This is a genomic window from Hymenobacter sp. ISL-91, from assembly GCF_018613725.1.
In the GTDB taxonomy this organism is placed as follows: domain Bacteria; phylum Bacteroidota; class Bacteroidia; order Cytophagales; family Hymenobacteraceae; genus Hymenobacter.
In genome coordinates, this window is sequence record NZ_JAGGPS010000007.1 from 170,186 (window position 1) to 187,317 (window position 17,132).

Sequence of the window (17,132 nt, forward strand, 5' to 3'; positions counted from 1 at the left end):
TCAGCCGTTGACTCCGGGTTTGTTGGTTGGCAGCACCTTGGCCCCAGCATACAGCAGGCCCCGCCGGAGGTAGGCGTGCAGCACCAGGCCAACCAGCCCCAATCCGGTGCCAATTAGCATGGGCAGCACGGCCCCGAAGGTATAGGTCATGCCCAGCACAAAGCCCAGCAGGCACTCCGGCCGGTAAATCGGGACAAAAAAGGCAAATGCAAACAGACCAAGCAGCAAATTACCCGCCATATCCGATTTGCCGGCCGTAAACAAAACGGCTATCAGGACCCCAAACAGCAAAGCCCCCACAAACCCGTACAGGGCACGCAGCAACGCCTGAGTGGGTGTTGAATGCGAGTCAGTCTGGCTAAGGGCTTGCTTCCGGATGCGGAAGAGCAGCAACCCGGCAAGCAGCGGCAGCAACAGCCCGCCCCACCAGTTTGATATTTCGGGCATATCTGCCCGGGCCAGGAAATGATGGCTTGGCACGCCGCCGTGGTAATGGCTCCAGGCCAGCAGCGCCCAGACAGCTACTGTTATGAGGACTGTGCCAGCCAGGGGAACCTTGGAAAAGCTATTTTCATTCATGCGTTCTGCCGGTGAGTGCTCGTAGTATGCGCTGCTTACCCCGTAAGCGGAAGTAATATAGGTATAATAAGATACTTGCTCTTCTCACCGTTGCCTCCTATTGCTGCCTGGGGGAAGCAGGCTTACTAGAAGCGGCACCAGCTGCCAAATGCAGCCGGGTTACGTTTCATAGATTAGCATTGCAGCAGAGACGATGCGACTTCGCTCAGCATCGGCCTTCGTTCGTTTACCCTCAACTACGCCCCATGAAACCACTTGAAACTGCCACGTTTACCAATTCCTTCGTCGATGAGCTGGCCGGCGACCCTTCGCGCGAGAACGTGCCGCGCCAAGTGCCGGGCTACCACTATTCGCCCGTAGCGCCTACGCCCGTGGCCAACCCGCAGCTGCTGCAGTGGTCGGCAGAGATGGGGGCGGAGCTGGGCCTGGAGCGGCCGCCGGAGCAGGGTGCGGCTGTAGAGCTGCTGGCCGGCAACCGCGTGGCCGACTCAATGCGGCCCTACGCTGCCCGCTACGGCGGCCACCAGTTTGGCAACTGGGCCGGCCAGCTCGGCGACGGGCGGGCCATTTCGTTGGGCGAGCTGCCGGGCCAGGACGGACGACGCTGGGAAGTGCAGCTGAAAGGGGCCGGGCCTACACCGTACTCGCGCCGGGCCGATGGCCGGGCCGTGCTGCGCTCCTCGGTGCGCGAGTTTCTGTGTTCCGAGGCCATGCACCACCTGGGCGTGCCCACCACCCGGGCCCTGAGTTTGGTGAGCACCGGTGATGAGGTGCTGCGCGACATGTTTTACGACGGCAACGCCCGGCCCGAGCCGGGCGCCATCGTGGCCCGGGTGGCGCCCTCGTTCGTGCGCTTCGGCAACTTCCAGATATTGCTGGCCCACCAGGAAACCGACAACCTGCGGGCGCTGGCCGATTACGTAATCCGCCAGCACTTCCCCGAGTTGGGCGCCCCCGATTCGCCAGAGGTGTATGTGGCCTGGCTGACTGAAATAGCGCGCCGCACGGCCGAGATGGTGGCGCACTGGCAAACGGTGGGCTTCGTGCACGGCGTGCTCAACACCGACAACATGAGCATCCTGGGCCTGACCATCGACTACGGCCCCTACGGCTGGCTGGAACCCTACGAGCCCGGCTGGACGCCCAACACCACCGACTTCACCAACTACCGCTACGCCTTCGGGCAGCAGCCGCAGGTATGCCTCTGGAACCTCACACAATTGGCCCAGGCCCTCACGCCCCTGGTACCCGACCCTGAGCTGCTGCGCCCGGCCCTCAACCAGTACGTGGCCACCTTCAACCGCAGCCACCACGTGCGCCTGCTGGCCAAGCTCGGCCTCACGGCTTCCACCGATGAGGCTGCCGACAAGCTGCTGGTTGGGAGCCTGCTGCCGGCCATGGAAGGAGCGCAGGTGGATATGACGCTCTTCTACCGCCACCTGTCCCACCTCGTGCCCCGGCTACTGGCCGACGAATCGGCGGAGGGACTGGCAACGGAGTTGCTGAGCGCCGTTTCGTACGCCGCACCCGAGGCTGCCGGAGCCGCGCCGTTGCGGGCCTGGCTGGAGGAGTATGCTGCCCGGCTGCGGCAGGAGCCAGGCACACCCGAAGCCATTCGGGCCGGCATGCTGGCCGTGAACCCCAAGTACGTGCTGCGTAACTACCTGGCCCAGCAGGCCATCGAAGCCGCCGAGGCGGGCAACCTGGCCCCGCTGCACACCCTGCACGAAGTGCTGAAACGGCCTTTTGACGAGCAGCCTGAGCACGAGACCCTGGCAGCCCGCCGCCCCGCGTGGGCCGCTACCAAGCCCGGAAGCGCCACGCTTTCGTGCAGCTCGTAGCCGCTGCCCGGTGTGGTGTCGGTTAGTAGCGGCCCTGGCGCACGAGCCAGCTGTAGGCCGTGGCCACATCATCAAACAGCGAAGCTGTTTAGGAAGTCGTCAGGCGGTCATGCTGAGCTTGTCGAAGCATCTCTACCGCTTCGTCAGGTTCGTTCAATGAAGCGGTAGAGATGCTTCGACAAGCTCAGCATGACGTCCAACCTTGAATTCTCAGACTTCCTAAACAGCTTCAGCACCACGGTGGGCGTGGTAATGAAGAGCATGGCCGTTTCCATGCTCTTGCGCGCCGACCAGTTGGTGGCGCACACCCAGGCCACGTAGCGCATCTGCAGGTCGGCTAACTCTGGGTAAAAGTCGTTCCCTACCCAGCGGGCAGCTGGCTCCCAATCATTCGTTACCAGTGTGTTGTCGTTGAGCATTTTGTGGCAGGGCTTCTGGCGCAGGCAGGCTAGTACCTGCTCGCCCCCGCTAAGGGCGCTGGCTGCCGTATGGCTCCCGCGCCACTCCACGTAGAGCCATTCGTGAGCCGGATCGTAGGAAATAGCAAGTGGCGGTGAGTCGTAGAGGACTTCCATATCTGGGAGTGCTTTGTAGGAAATCTTCAGAGCTAAATGTATGGAAATTGAAGCGCTTGGCCCTAGGCCGCTGCTGCGCTGGCGCGACGTGCTGACATACGCCCGCTACGGCAACCCCGAACCCCCGCACCGCCTGGAGCTACCGGAAACCGAGTGGGCCGCCCGGCTCACGGCGCGGCAGTTTCGGGTGTTGCGCGGAGCCGAAACCGAGCCGGCTTACCGCAACGAATTCTGCCGCTCCTACGCGCCGGGCCGCTACTGCTGTGCCGGCTGCGGGCAGCTGCTGTTCGATTCGGCCACCAAGTACCACGCCATTTCCGGCTGGCCCAGCTTCACCCAGCCGGCCAGCCGCCACGCCTTGCGGTTTCAGTTTGATGACAGCCACCACATGCACCGCGTGGAAGTGCGCTGCAACATGTGCGCCGGCCACCTGGGCCACGTTTCGGCCGATGGGCCCGCGCCGGCCGGGCTGCGGTTCTGCATCAACTCGGCCAGTTTGGTGCTGGTAGACGAATAGGGGCGGACGGCTTCCCCGCAGAGGTCCGCGGAGGGTTGCGCAGAGGAAACGCAGAGCTGTTTTGCTGGAGTAAAGCCTGGCTTATTCGGCAAAAGGGGTGAATTCTGCGTATTGCCGGGTTCTACTTTACGCTGAATGTATGCCGGAATTGAAAGCTGAACAGCCAACTATTGGCTTCGTGCAAGTGCGCGGGGCGCGGGAGCACAACCTGAAAAACGTAGACGTGGATGTACCCCGCGACGCGCTGGTGGTGTTTACCGGCGTGTCGGGCTCGGGCAAAAGCAGCCTGGCGTTCGGCACCCTGTACGCCGAGGCTCAGCGCCGCTATCTGGAGTCGGTTTCGCCGTATGCGCGGCGGCTGTTTCATCAGATGGCGGTGCCTGAGGTGGATTCTATTGAAGGTTTGCCGCCAGCTGTAGCCCTGCAGCAGCAGCGCGGCACGCCCACTACCCGCTCATCGGTGGGCTCGGTTACCACGCTCTCCAACCTCGTGCGCATGCTGTATTCGCGGGCCGGCGACTACCCCAAGGGGCAAAGTATCATCTATGCCGAAGCGTTTTCGGCCAACACGCCCGAGGGCGCCTGCCCCACTTGCCACGGGCTGGGCCGCGTGTATGAGGTAACCGAGCAGAGCATGGTGCCCGACCCCACGCTCACCATTCGCGAGCGGGCCATTGCCGCCTGGCCCCAGGCCTGGGGCGGCCAGAACCAGCGCGACATCCTCGTGACGCTGGGCTACGACGTGGACACGCCCTGGCAGGATTTGCCCCAGCAGCAGCGCGACTGGATACTGTTCACCGACGAGCAGCCGGTGGTGCCGGTGTACCCCGGCTACTCGCCCGAGCAAACCCAGCGGGCTGTTAAGCGGAAGCAGGAACCCAATTACATGGGCACCTTCAGCAGCGCCCGGCGGCACGTGCTCTATACCTTCGCCAACACCCAAAGCGCCCAGATGAAAAAGCGGGTGCAACAGTACATGCTGAGCACCGCGTGCCCTACCTGCCACGGCAAGCGCCTGCGCCGCGAGTCGCTGAGCGTGACGTTTGCGGGCCTCGATATTGCCGACTTCTCGGCCCTGCCGCTCAAGCAGGTAGCGGCCCTGCTGCAGCCCTACGAGGCCGGCACCGAAACCGGCCATGCCCAACACGCCGCCCACGACCCGGCTCAGGTGGAGGCCGCCCGCCGCATTGCCGAAGACCTGCGGGCCCGGCTGGCGGTGCTGCTCGATTTGGGTCTGGGCTACCTCTCCCTGGAACGAAGTACGCCCAGCCTTTCGCCCGGCGAGCTGCAGCGGCTGCGGCTGGCCACTCAGCTCTATTCCAACCTGTTTGGGGTGGTGTACGTGCTCGATGAGCCCTCGGCGGGCCTGCACCCGGCCGATACGGAGGCCCTGCTCACGGCCCTGGCCAGCCTGCGCCGCGTCGGCAACTCGCTGTTCGTAGTCGAGCACAACCTCGACGTGGTGCGCCGCGCCGACTGGCTCGTGGACGTGGGGCCGCAGGCGGGCGAGCAGGGCGGCCAGATTCTGTACAGCGGCCCGCCCGAGGGACTGAGGCAGGTAGCGGCCTCCCACACGCGCCGGTTTCTGTTTCCGGAAGAAGAGGATAAACCAGCCGCCCCAGCCGAAACCCGCGAGCCAGCCGGTTGGCTGGCCCTTTCGGGCATTACCCGCCACAACCTGCACGACCTTTCGGTGCGCTTCCTGCTGGGCGTGCTCACGACCATCACGGGCGTGTCGGGTTCGGGCAAATCGAGTTTGGTGAGCCAGCTGCTGAAGCTGGAAGTGAAAGGAGCCCGCGAGAAAACCCCGATGGAGGACGAGCCGGAAACTGACGACGAACGGCTGGCTCTGGACCGCGACGATCAGGACGATGCAACCGGTGCGGCCCTCACGTTCAGCTTCTCGCCCGGCGCGGCCCCGCTCACCCGGCTGGTGCAGGTCGACCAGAAGCCCATCGGCCGCACGCCGCGCTCGAACATGGCCACCTACACCGGTCTGTTCGACCACGTGCGGCGGCTGTTCGCGGCCACGCCCGAGGCCCGCCGGCGCCGCTACGATGCCGGGCAGTTCTCCTTCAACGTGAAAAAAGGCCGCTGCCCAAACTGCCAGGGTGAGGGTTTCGTGATGGTGGAGCTGCTGTTTCTGCCCAGCGTGTACGCGCCCTGCCCCGTCTGCCACGGCACCCGCTACAACGAGCAAACCCTCGAAATTGAGTACAACGGCCAGAACATTGCCCAGGTGCTGGGCATGACGGTGGATGCGGCCAGCACCTTTTTCGCCGACGAGCCGCCCGTGCATCGGGTCCTGACGGTGTTGCGCGAAGTGGGCCTGGGCTACCTGCGCCTGGGCCAGCCGGCCACCGAGCTAAGCGGGGGCGAGGCCCAGCGCATCAAGCTGGCCACCGAGCTGCAGCGCCCCGCCCGCGGCCACACCCTCTACGTGCTCGACGAGCCCACCACCGGTCTGCACCCCGCCGATGTGGAGCGCCTGCTCGTGCAGCTGCAGGCGCTGGTTTCGGCCGGCAACACGGTGGTAGTAGTGGAGCACGACATGCGCGTGGTGGCCGCTTCCGACTGGGTAATCGACATGGGGCCCGGCGCCGGCGACGAGGGCGGCCAGGTGGTAGCCGAAGGTTCGCCGGCCACGGTAGCCAGGTCGGAAGCCAGCAAAACGGCTCCGTACCTGCGGCGGTTCATGAGGCAGTAAATTGCTGCTTCCGCTTCGCGTAGTATTCACCGGAGCCAGTAGAGCGTCAGCCGGGCAAGCGTGACTTTCGGGCCGGCCGGCTTCCGGAAGTATTTCAGCGGCTCTGATACACGCGCTTTTCAAGCAAGCCGTATGAAGTAGCGGAAGCCCAACGAGCGAGTATTCCAAAGCATATTTTCGGGGTACTCGCTCGTTGGGCTTCTGCTCTTTTTTCAGGCCGTAAAATCACTTCGGCAGCACATCTGCCAAAATCAGTTCCTGATAAGTAAGCGGCTTTCGGAGCCCTGTGGGGTAACTGACCGCAACAGGTAGGCCCCGGCCGGGAGCGTGCCGATATCCAGCAATACCTGGTTATCGGTGGGCAGTACGGTGCGGGAAAGCAGGAGCTGGCCGGTCAGATTATACAGGTTAAGGAGGGTGGTCTGGCCGCGCTTGTTTGGCAGCAACACGGTTAGGCGGCCATCGGGCGTGGGGTTAGGATACACCTGCAGAGCAGTAGGCACCGATGAGGAACGGGTTGTGGTGATGACCAGCGGCAGAGAAGGCTGTGAAGCGCAACCCTGGTCCGAGGTTGTGATGACCGTGTAGCTACCCTGGGCCGCATGGGGGTCGGTGGCCAGGGTAGTGGCCGTCGCACCGGGCAGCGCTGTTCCGTTCAGGTACCATTGGTTGCCGGTTGGGGCGCTGCTGGTTAATACCGGCCCCGGCGCGTAGCTCACCGATACCGTTGGGCGAACCGGAACGGGATTTACGCGCACGACTACCGCGCCCGAAACCGTGCTGCAGCCGGCGGAGCTGGTAACCCGAACCGTGTAGGAACCACTGGCGGTAGCCGCGTAAATGGTAGCCGTGGCGCTGGCAATCGGCTGCCCGTCGCGCAGAAACTGGTAGGTGTAGCCCGGCGCATCGGTGGTGGTGGTAAGCCGAACCGAAGTGTCGGCGCAAACCGTAGTCGGGCCCGCCGCCGCTAGTGCCACTACGGGCAGCGGCAGCACCGTAATGGTTACCGGCTCGGAATACACGATTTCGTTGGCCGGGTTGCGCAATACGGCCCGGAAGGTGGTGGTGGCGGAGAGGTTGGTAAACGTAAAGGCCAGCTCGGTGCCGGGCAGGTTGGTGTAGCCGGAACCCGTGTTGGCCTGGTAGCCGAGCACCGTGCCTACGGCGTAGTTTAGCGTAAGCGTGCCTTGGTTGGAGCCCGCGCAGACCGTCGTTGCCGGGCTGCTTAGCACGCCGCCGCCATCGGTGTTGAGGCGGACACTGACCGCACTGTTGCTCTGGCCCACGGTCAGCACATCCACGTCACCATCGCCATCCACGTCGCCCAGCGCCAGGCCCTGAGGTGAGATGCCGACTTCGTAGTTGCCTTCGCCCGAAAAAACGCCGGTGTTAGAGCCCGAATTATCGCCCCCGTTCAGCCGCACGCTCACCGAGGTGCTGATGCTGCCGTAAGTGATGGCCAGATCCAGGTCGCCATCGGCATCAAGGTCGGCCAGGGCAATGCGGCGAGGCGTGCCGGCCACTGCCACGCCGGTAGCCGGCCCAAACAGGGGCGCGCCGCTGCCCGAAGTTGCTCCGGTGTTGCGGTACACCAGCACCTTGCTCACGCCGTCCTGCTCGTTGCCCACCAGCAAGTCCAGGTGGCCGTCGCCGTCAATGTCGGCCAGCAGCAGGTTAGCGGGGGTGTTGCCGTTCAGCAGCTCCTGCGCGGGTTGGGGGTTGAAGCGTCCCCCGTAGCCGCCCCTTTCGTTGCCCTCGTTGAGGCAAATGCGCACGGTGCCGTCGCCGCCGCTGGCAAATACCAGGTCCAGGTCGCCGTCGCCATCCACGTCGCCCAGCGCCACGCCGCTGGGGTCGCGCCCGGCCGGAATCCGGTAATTGACGCCAAAAAGACCCGCCCCTCCGTTGCCGGTTACATGGATGTAGCCCAGGCTGCGGTCGGCCGTTACCATATCCAGGTCGCCGTCGCCGTCGATGTCGCCCAGCGCCAGGTTGTAGGGGCTGGATAGGTCGCGGATATCATTGCCGCCCGAGAACCGGCCGGTATTGGAGCCCGAGGCGTCGCCCCCATTCAGGCGCACGCTCACCTGGCCGCCGGTATAGCCCTCGCAGGCCAGCACCAGGTCCAGGTCGCCGTCGCCATCCACGTCGGCCGGATGCACCTGGCGCGGTCCTTTGGTCGTTTCAATAGTTTGCCCACCCGAAAACCGGCCGGTATTGGAGCCGGAGGCGTCGCCCCCGTTCAGGCGCACGCTCACGGTGGCGGCATATTGGTTGGTCGTAATCATATCCAGGTCGCCGTCGCCATCCACATCGGCCAGCGCCACGCTACTGGGGTAGTAGCCCACGGCTACCTCGGAGCCGGGACGCAGGTAGCTGCGGCCCGCGCCCGAAGTGGCCGCGTGAAACTGGTACACGTAGGGCCGCCGAAACAGCGTATCGGTTACGCTACGCGGGCCGCGCAGCACGGTAGCAAACAGCTTCTCGCCGGGCATGAACGTGTATTTGGGCTGCAGACGGAGCGTGCTGCCACTCACGCTGGCCGCGCCCGTCAGCCAGCCGCCGCGCTGGGCACTGCTCACCCGCAGGGCCTGGCGGGTGGCGGCAACATCCTGCATGGGCGAAGAGAATGTAACGGCCACGCCACCGGCGCGGGGCGCATTGGGCTGGTTGCGGGCCGGGTTCAAACCGGCCACAACCAAGGTAGGCAGCGTGGGCGGGGGCAGCACGAAAAACGAAGTGCTACTCACGGCTTCCCCATTGGGTGTGCGCACTGTGATGGGGCCGGTACTAGCCCCGGCCGGCACCGTCGCCGTAAGCCGCGTGGCAGAGACGACCGTTACGCGGGTTGCCGCCACGCCATTGAACAGCACGGTGGTGGCGCTGGTAAACGTAGTGCCCGACACGGTTACCTCGGTGCCTACCAGCCCGCTGGTGGGGCTGAAGGCGGTAATGGTGGGCGCCGGCAACGCATCGGTGGGCTGGTTGAACCGGACGCTGACCATACCCCCGGAGTTGGTGCTGACGATGTCCAGGTCACCGTCGCCATCCACGTCGCCCAGGGCCGCCCCCGTTACAAATTCGCCGATGGCTACATTAGGAGTGGTTGGTGGTGCCTCGAAGGTACCGTTGCCCATATTAACGCGCACGTTAACCGAGTTGAGCGAGCCGGCCGATGCCACCACGTCCAGGTCGCCGTCCGCGTCCACGTCGCCCAGCAGCAGGCTGTAGGCGTTGCCCACGTAGGCGTTGGGGCCGTTGCTGAAGCTGGCATTACCGTTGTTGAGGCGCACGTTCAGCTGGCCGGGGCCGCCGTCGTTGGTGCCTACCACCAGGTCCAGGTCGCCGTCGGCGTCCACATCGCCCAGCGCCAGACTAACCGGATTCAGTCCCACCCGGATAGCGCCGTTGGTGGCGGGCAGCTGAAAATTGGCCGTCTGCTGCCCCGTATTGAGCAACACGTTCACCAGGGAAGGCAGCGCCCCGTAGTTGGCGGCCACGATGTCCAGGTCGCCGTCGCCATCCAGGTCGCCCAGCGCCACAAACTTGAGGGTGTTGCCTAACTGGGGGTCGGGGTTGAGGGCCGGCGGGGTAAAGCGCCCGCTGCCGTTGTTGAGGCGGATGCTCACCGAGCCGGTTTCGTTGGCCGTTACCAGGTCCAGGTCACCGTCGCCGTCTACGTCGCCCAGGGCCAGGTGCACGGGGTGGGTGCCCACTGCCACCTCGGCGTTGGCAGCCGGCGCGCTGAAAGAGCCGTGGCCATCGTTGAGGCGGACGCTGACGCTGCCCGGACCGTTGTAATTGGCGTTGGCCGTGAGCAGGTCCAGGTCGCCGTCGCCGTCTACGTCGGCCAACGCTGCCCGCAGGCAGTAGTGGCCCACTGCCACTTCGGCGTTGGTAGCGGGCGGCGCAAAAACGCCGCTGCCGTTGTTTAACCTGACACTAACTGTGCCCGGACCGGTGAAGTTGGGGCTGGGCGCAACCAAGTCCAGGTCGCCGTCGCCGTCGATGTCGCCCAGCATTACATCGCGGGCCGAAGAGGCTACGGCCACATCGGGGGCGGCGGCCGCGGGCAGGAAATTGCTACGGCCCGTACCGCCCGTGGCCGTTGTAAACTCGAACACCCGCGGCGTACCTAGCGCCTGGCCCGCCGGGTTGCGGAGGCCCGTTGTCAGGGTGGCCCGCACGGTTTCGCCGGGTTGCCAGGCATAAGTGGGGGCAAAGGCCACGGTGTTGCCGCTAACGGTAGTAGTGCCGCTGGAGCCGCTACGCAGCCCCCCGCGCCGGTTACTGTGTACCAGCAGCGCTCCGGTGCTTGCAGGATCCAGCACCTCGCTAAGCGTGGCGCTTACCGTGCTTTGCCGGGACGCACTAAGCGTGTTGGCCACGGGAGAAACTGACAGTACAGTTGGTTGTGCGTGGCCACCGAAAGCCAGCAGATTCAGCCCTAAACACCAGGGCAGCGCAAGTAGACTTGTTTTCATTAAAAAGCGGAAAATGCGGAGGAATAGGGGGCTAAGCAAGGAGGTAAGCAACCCAGGATAAAATCAAGGTAGTCGTAGGGAAAGCGGGTGAGCTTTGGGATAGGCATGGCGCACGGCCAAAAAAGCACTATACCTCGGCCGGGCCGCCTACTGAAGCACCACGCGCCGGCTGAATCCCTGGCTGCCGATGCTGCCCTGAAGCAGGTACATGCCAGGCGCCAGGCCGGCCGCATCAACTTCTGCCGTGGTTTCGGTGGCGGGCAGCTGCAGCTGCTGGCTCCGTACCACTTGGCCCAGGTTGTTGCGTAGCGTGAGACGGAGCGAAGCCGGCTGGGGCCGGGCCGGCAGCATGAGGCTGAACCGCTGGCTGGCCGGATTTGGGAAAAGGCGCACCGCGGCCGTGAAATCGGGCGCCGTGGTGGTGGTGGTGATGACGCCGGGGTTCAGGCTGATGCGCACATTGCTGTCGGTCGACTGGCACATGAGCAGGTCCAGGTCCAGGTCGCCGTCGAGGTCGGCCAGAACCACACCGATGGGGTTTTGGTCCGTCGCAAGGTTGGCAGTGCCGCCGAACCGGCCGGTGCCATCGTTGAGGCGCACGGAAAGCGAGTAACCGTCGGAGTTGCTGGTGACCAGGTCCAGGTCGCCGTCGCCGTCCACGTCGCCCGTGGCCATCGTGCGCGGAAAGTTGCCCACGCTCACGCTGGAACCGACCGTGAACGTGCCCTGGCCGGTGCCCAGCAGGGTTTGCACCGTGTTGTTGGCACCTACCAGCGCATCGGGTACGTTGTCCCCGTTCACATCGGCTACGGCCAGGCTGCCGCCGCCGTTGAGCGCCATATGATAGGTACCGCTGAACTGGCCGGTCCCATCGTTGAGGCGCACGACCAGCCCGTTGGGGTTGCTATTCAGGCTGATGCAATCCAGGTCGCCATCGGCATCCACATCGGCCAAAGCCAGTTGATAAGGCTGCGAAAAATACTGCTGGCCGTTGCCCACCCCAAAAGTGCCGCGGTTGGTAAAGCCCCCCGCCCGGTTGTTGAGCAGCACCCACACCGCGCTGTTGATGCCATCGGGCAGCAGCAGGTCGGGGTAGCCATCGGCGTTTACGTCGCCGACGACCAGCGAATAAATCTGGTCGGTGATGGTGGTTTGAATCGGCCGGAAGCCGCCATCCACGAAAGTGCCCGTCCCGGAATTGATTTTAAGAACCAGCAGCCGACCATCGGTCGTCAGCAGGTCCAGGTCGCCATCTTTGTCTATGTCCAGCACCGCGAAGGCCAGCATACCCGAACCGACCGACAAGTTGGTGGTGCCACTGAACTGGCCGCTACCATCGTTGAAGCGCACCGAGAAGGACCGCCCCCCCGTGTTGAGCGTAACCACATCGAGGGTCCCGTCGCCGTTCAGGTCGGCCACGGCGGCGGCCAGGGGATTCAGCCCCACACTGGCCACCTTCGTCAGGGCCGGAAACCGCCCCGAGGCCGCGCCGGCGGCGGCGGTAAACTGAAACACGTGGCCCGCGCTCATCGTCTGCCCGCCGGTACTCTGCACGGCCGCGGTCAGGCTAGCCGTAACGGTTTCGCCCGGCCTAAAGGGCACCGTCGGCACAAAGGAGAGTTGGTTGCCGCTCACGGTCAGGGTCCCGGATTTATAGCCGCCGGCCTGCGCACTCACTACGCTCAGGGCCGTTGCCGCGCTGGTGCTGCTGATGGATTGGTTGAACTGAAAAACCACCGGGCTGGCCAGCGGGGCGTTGCGCTGGTTGCGCACGGGCAGCACCGAACTGAGCGTGAAGGAGCCCACGACCTCAAAATTCTGCGGGCTGCGGCCGCTGCCAGCTGGGCTGGTCACCGTAATCGGACCCGTGCTGGCCGTGGCCGGTACGGTGGCCGTAAGCTGCGTGCCCGATACCAGCGTGAAAGCCGCCACCACGCCATTGAAGGCTACCGCGGTAGTTTTTGTGAAGTTGGCCCCGGTAATGGTTACAACGGTGCCGGCCCCGCCGCTGGGGGGCGTAAAGCCCAGCACCACTGGCGGGGCCGGCTGGTTGAAGCGGATGCTGACCGTGCTGCTGGTTGAGTTGCCGGAATTGGCCACGGCCAGATCCAGGTCGCCGTCGCCGTCCAGGTCGCCCACGGCCAGGCTGAACGAGCCGGCCCGGGTGTAGGTGCCCGTGTCCACGGTGGGGTCGGAGCCGCCGCCGAAAAGGCCCTGGCCGTTGTTGAGGCGCACCGAAACCGTGTTGCTGCCGTAGTTGGCCGTCAGCAAATCCAGGTCGCCGTCGCCATCCACGTCGGCCGCCAGCACGGTGCTGGCGGCTGTGCCCACGCCCACTTCCGAGCCGCCGCCAAACGCGCCGCGCCCATCGTTGAGGCGCACGGAGGCGGTAGTGCCCGCCGCGAGGCCGCCGAGGTTGGCCGTGAGCAAATCCACAAATCCGTCGGCATTCACGTCGGCCAGCGCTACGCTGTAGGGTCCCGGCCCCACGGCTACGCTGGCCGTTCCGCTGAACGTGCCGGTGCCGTCGTTGAGGCGAATGGCCACCCGGTCTTCCCCGAACACCGAGGCCACCAGGTCCAGGTCGCCGTCGTTGTCCACATCGGCTACGGCCAGCCCGGAAATACTCGCGCCCAGGGGTAGCTCCGTGATACCCCGGAAGGTGCCCCGGCCATCATTAAGCCGCACCGAAACGGTGTTGCCCAGATTGTTGGGGCCAAAGTTGGCCGTCAGCAAATCCAGGTCGCCGTCGCCGTCGATATCGGCCAGAGCCAGCCGGTAGGGCGAGCCACCCACGGGCGCAATCGTCTGCGGGAAAAAGCGGCCGGTGCCATCATTGAGCAGGGTGGTCACGTCGCTGCGGCCGAAGTTGGCCGTCACCAGGTCCAGGTCGCCGTCGCCGTCCACGTCGCCGGCCGTCACGCCCCGTACGTCAGGGGTGTTGCCGCCCACCTCGAAGAATTCCGGCAGGCCGCTGAACGTGCCTTGGCCCGCGTTGCGCAGTACGCTCAGCGAACCGCCGGAGCCCGCGCGCGAAAACGCCGTAATCAGGTCCAGGTCGCCGTCGGCATCCACATCGGCCAGCGCCACCTGGTAAGGCGACGGCGAGCCGACGATTGGGTCGGCCCCGGGCTGGAAGTTGGCCTGGCCGGTGCCGCCCGTTTCCGTTGTGAACTGCAGTACCCGGGGCGTAGCGCCCAGGCCGCCCGCGCTCAGCACCTGCGCGGGTACAGTTACGCTCACCACTTCGCCGGGCAGAAAGCCGGTGGCAGGGGCAAAGCTGGCCGTGTTGCCCTGCACGCTAACTGTGCCTGCCTTGCGGCCGCCGGCCTGCGCCGAAAAAACGGGCAGCGGGGGTGCGGGCGCCGCCCGGAGAGGCTCAGTAAAGCTCACGCGCACGCTACTGCCGCTGCGGGGCACATTCAGGGCATTGGGGCCCGGTGCGGTGGCCGTAACCCGCAATAAAACGGTAAACGCAGTGCTGCTGGAGCTGCCGAAAACGTTGGTAACCACCACCGGCCCCGGCGAAGCGCCGGCCGGCACCACAAACGTGAGGCGGGTACCCGAGTTGTTGAGGACGGTTGCCGCCACGCCTCCCACCGTTACGGTAGCTCCGGTCAGAAAGTCGCCCACCAGCGTAACGGTGCTGCCCGCCACCGCGCTGGTGGGGGCGAAGCTGCTGATGAGCGGCGTGGGCGGTAGGTTCAGGCGGATGCTGGCCGTGCCGGTTCCCGGGCTAGCCGTGAGCAGGTCCAGGTCCAGGTCGCCGTCGATGTCGCCCAGGGCCAGCACTGCCGGGCCCAGGCCCACCGCGCTGGTGTAGCCGTTGCCGAAGATGCCGGTGTTCGAGCCGCTGCCGTCGCCGCCGTTCAGGCGCACCGTTACCTGGCTGCCGGGGCCGCCAGGGCCGGGGCTGGTGTCGGTTACCACCAAGTCTAGGTCGCCGTCGGCGTCCACGTCGGCCAGCAGCACGGCGCCGGGCGTGGGCCCGACGGCCACTTCCTGCGCGCCGCCAAACGAGCCGGCCGGGTTGCCGTTGCCACCGTTCAGGCGGATGCTCACCGTGCCGCTGCCCGCGTTGGCGCTTACCAAATCGGGGGTGCCGTCGCCGTTCAAATCAGCCAACGCCAGGGCGGCCGGCCGCAGGCCCACCGGCACCGACTGGCCGGCCAAGAAGAGCCCGGTATTGGAGCCCGAGGCGTCGCCCCCGTTGAGCGCGAAGTTGATGGTGTTGCCGTTGGCGCTGGTGCCCAGCACATCCAGGTCGCCGTCGCCATCAATATCAGCCAGCGCCAGGGCCGAAGTTTCGGCCGCTACGGCGAAGGCTTGGGTGCCGCTGAAAATGCCGGTGTTCGAGCCGCTGGCATTGCCCCCGTTCAGGCGCACACTGAGCTGGCCGTCGGTGGCGCTGGCCGTGAGCAGGTCCAGGTCGCCGTCGCCATCCACGTCGCCCACCACCAGGGCCTGGGCAGTACCGCGGATGGCCACGCTGTGGTTGCCACTGAATACGCCGGTGTTCGAGCCGCTGGCGTCGCCGCCGTTGAGGCGGATGCTGACTGTGCCGTTGCTGGTGGCGGCCAGCAAATCCAGGTCGCCGTCGGCATCCACGTCGCCCAACGCCAGGGTGCCGGGGCGGCCGGATACGGGCACGCTGCTGCCATTGCTGAAGAGGCCGGTAGTCGAGCCGCTGGCATTGCCGCCGTTCAGCAAAATATCCACCGTGTTGGTGGCGGTGTTGCTGGTCAGCAGGTCCAGGTCGCCGTCGCCATCCACGTCGCCCAACGCCAGGCCCGCGCCCAGGCCCGGGCGGCTCAGCTCAGTGCCCGGCTGAAAGTTGCCCCGACCCATGCCACCTACGGCCGTTGTGAACGGGTAGGTGAAGGGCCGGATGCTGCTGCCGCCAAGGCTCTGGATAGTGCGCGGTACCGTTACCCAGACCAGCTCGCCGGGCCGGAAAGCGCTGCCGGGCGTAAACCTGAGCAGGCTGTCAGTAACTACATAGCTGCCCGCTTTGCGTCCTCCTCGGGCAGGATACACAGCCAGCCGCGAAGCCGAGGCCGGCGCAGGCTTGCCCGAAAGGATGACGGTAACAGCCGTGTTGCGGTCGGCGGCTGCGGTGTTGGCGGCCGGCCGTAGCTCCATTACGGTCAGCGGCGCGGGCGGAAGTGTTTGCGCCGTGAGAGGAAGGTGGCCAAAGCTTAGGCCTAGAGCCAGCGCTAAAAGGCGCGGGGAAGCTGCCGAATCACTTCGAGAGAAGGGAGAAAGACGGGTAGATTTTTGCACAAATCACAGAAAATAGAGGAGGGATAACAGGACCGCGCGAGTGGCCCTGGTTCAGCGCCTCAAATGCCTATTCGCCATCGAATTAGAAAGCAACGGCCGTTGGGGTAAGGCAGCTAAAGCCGGGGGGAAGCTAACGACAAAAATAGAAGATTTCAAGCTGGCAACCATGTTCATGAGGGGTTGTGTTCGCAAGAAGATGTTGGCCGTTGGGGCGTTATGGGAGGTCGGATTCGGCCCTGAAGGCTGCCAATCAATGGTACACTCCCAGCATTGATTCGGCTTATGTGTTGGCCGGCGGCCGGCGGTGGCGTCTGCTCGGGCCATGCAGGAGCTTAGGGGCCGAAGTTGGCTGGAAAATGACGACCTTCCGGGGCTTTGATGACTCGGGCGTGGCTGGTTACGGCCCGGGCGCACTGCGGTAGTGGCTTAGCGCCCGGCCGGCTGGCCCCGCGTCCCGTTTCTGGGCTTTCTCTCCATGGATTCTTCTTACCAACCCCCGGCCGAATTGCTGACGAAATTTGGCTTCCGCAGCAACTCCTCGCCGGCCGGGCAGGTGCGCTACAGCCGCCCCAGCGAAGTTGGGCAGGAAACGGTGGTGCTCTACGCCGATGGCGAAATGACGCTGCTTGAGGCCGTAAATGGCCAACTGCTCTACTGCTTTCAGGGCCGCGTGGCTTCCGAAGCCGAGCTGCGCGTGCTGCTGCGCCAGGTAAACTGGCCCGCCGAGGTATCTGGCTGAAAACACGGAAACAGTAAAGCCGCTTCGGCCCGTATTGCCACTTGAAGCACGGCCGGTCTTCGCCTTCTTTCGCTTTTATACCCTCACCTCTCGCTGCCTTTAACTGCCTTTAATGGATCAGGACCTGCAACTTAGCTTAGCCAACAACGCCAAGGAATGGCTGGCGCTTTCGCTCTCCATCTCATCAGCCGAAAAGCTGGCGTTCGATAAAATTCACGACGGCTTTTTTACCATGTACGGGGCCGATTTTATGACCCACGTGTACCGCATGACCTTTGAGCGGGCCCTGCAGCAGCTGCCGGAAGTGGAGCGCGACAAGCTGCTGCTGTCGTTTAAAGCTGCCATGGATAAGGCCATTGACGAGCATTACTCACGTTTGTAAGCCAGGCGGCCAGCCCGAGCTAACG

The 17,132-nt window shown here is 65.0% G+C and carries 9 protein-coding genes; 5 read left to right on the forward strand and 4 right to left on the reverse strand.

The window, feature by feature from the left end; genetic code table 11:
- Positions 1–447, reverse strand: coding sequence for a hypothetical protein (locus tag J7E24_RS03565; RefSeq protein WP_215135192.1), 447 nt, complete (start codon positions 445–447; stop codon positions 1–3).
- 377 nt (positions 448–824) lie between these two features.
- Between J7E24_RS03565 and J7E24_RS03570 the strand changes: the two genes are divergently transcribed.
- Positions 825–2,420 carry a protein adenylyltransferase SelO gene (locus J7E24_RS03570; RefSeq protein WP_215135194.1) on the forward strand — a complete coding sequence of 532 codons (1,596 nt, stop codon included), beginning with the start codon at positions 825–827 and terminating at the stop codon, positions 2,418–2,420.
- A 143-nt stretch (positions 2,421–2,563) separates the two neighbouring features.
- On the opposite strand, the gene J7E24_RS03575 is transcribed toward J7E24_RS03570, so the two are convergent.
- Entirely contained in the window at positions 2,564–2,995 is a 432-nt protein-coding gene (locus tag J7E24_RS03575; RefSeq protein ID WP_215135196.1) for a hypothetical protein, read from the reverse strand.
- Between the two features lie 40 nt (positions 2,996–3,035).
- Between J7E24_RS03575 and msrB the strand changes: the two genes are divergently transcribed.
- A complete protein-coding gene (msrB, locus tag J7E24_RS03580) occupies positions 3,036–3,512 on the forward strand; it encodes a peptide-methionine (R)-S-oxide reductase MsrB (RefSeq protein ID WP_215135197.1) in 477 nt (158 codons plus the stop codon).
- A 139-nt stretch (positions 3,513–3,651) separates the two neighbouring features.
- Positions 3,652–6,219 (forward strand): excinuclease ABC subunit UvrA, encoded by a 2,568-nt coding sequence (locus J7E24_RS03585; RefSeq protein ID WP_215135199.1) that lies wholly within the window; start codon positions 3,652–3,654, stop codon positions 6,217–6,219.
- A gap of 251 nt (positions 6,220–6,470) precedes the next feature.
- Here J7E24_RS03585 and J7E24_RS03590 read toward each other — a convergent pair whose 3' ends face one another.
- Both J7E24_RS03590 and J7E24_RS03595 read right to left on the reverse strand, forming a co-directional pair.
- Positions 6,471–10,703 carry an FG-GAP-like repeat-containing protein gene (locus J7E24_RS03590; RefSeq protein ID WP_215135201.1) on the reverse strand — a complete coding sequence of 1,411 codons (4,233 nt, stop codon included), beginning with the start codon at positions 10,701–10,703 and terminating at the stop codon, positions 6,471–6,473.
- Between the two features lie 147 nt (positions 10,704–10,850).
- Positions 10,851–15,845 carry an FG-GAP-like repeat-containing protein gene (locus J7E24_RS03595; RefSeq protein ID WP_215135203.1) on the reverse strand — a complete coding sequence of 1,665 codons (4,995 nt, stop codon included), beginning with the start codon at positions 15,843–15,845 and terminating at the stop codon, positions 10,851–10,853.
- Between the two features lie 616 nt (positions 15,846–16,461).
- Between J7E24_RS03595 and J7E24_RS03600 the strand changes: the two genes are divergently transcribed.
- Both J7E24_RS03600 and J7E24_RS03605 read left to right on the forward strand, forming a co-directional pair.
- A complete protein-coding gene (locus J7E24_RS03600; RefSeq protein WP_215135204.1) occupies positions 16,462–16,725 on the forward strand; it encodes a hypothetical protein in 264 nt (87 codons plus the stop codon).
- A 112-nt stretch (positions 16,726–16,837) separates the two neighbouring features.
- The gene (locus J7E24_RS03605) at positions 16,838–17,107 is read left to right on the forward strand and encodes a hypothetical protein (protein WP_092736769.1); all 270 of its coding nucleotides are present in this window, start codon (positions 16,838–16,840) and stop codon (positions 17,105–17,107) included.
- The last annotated feature ends 25 nt before the right edge of the window (positions 17,108–17,132 follow it).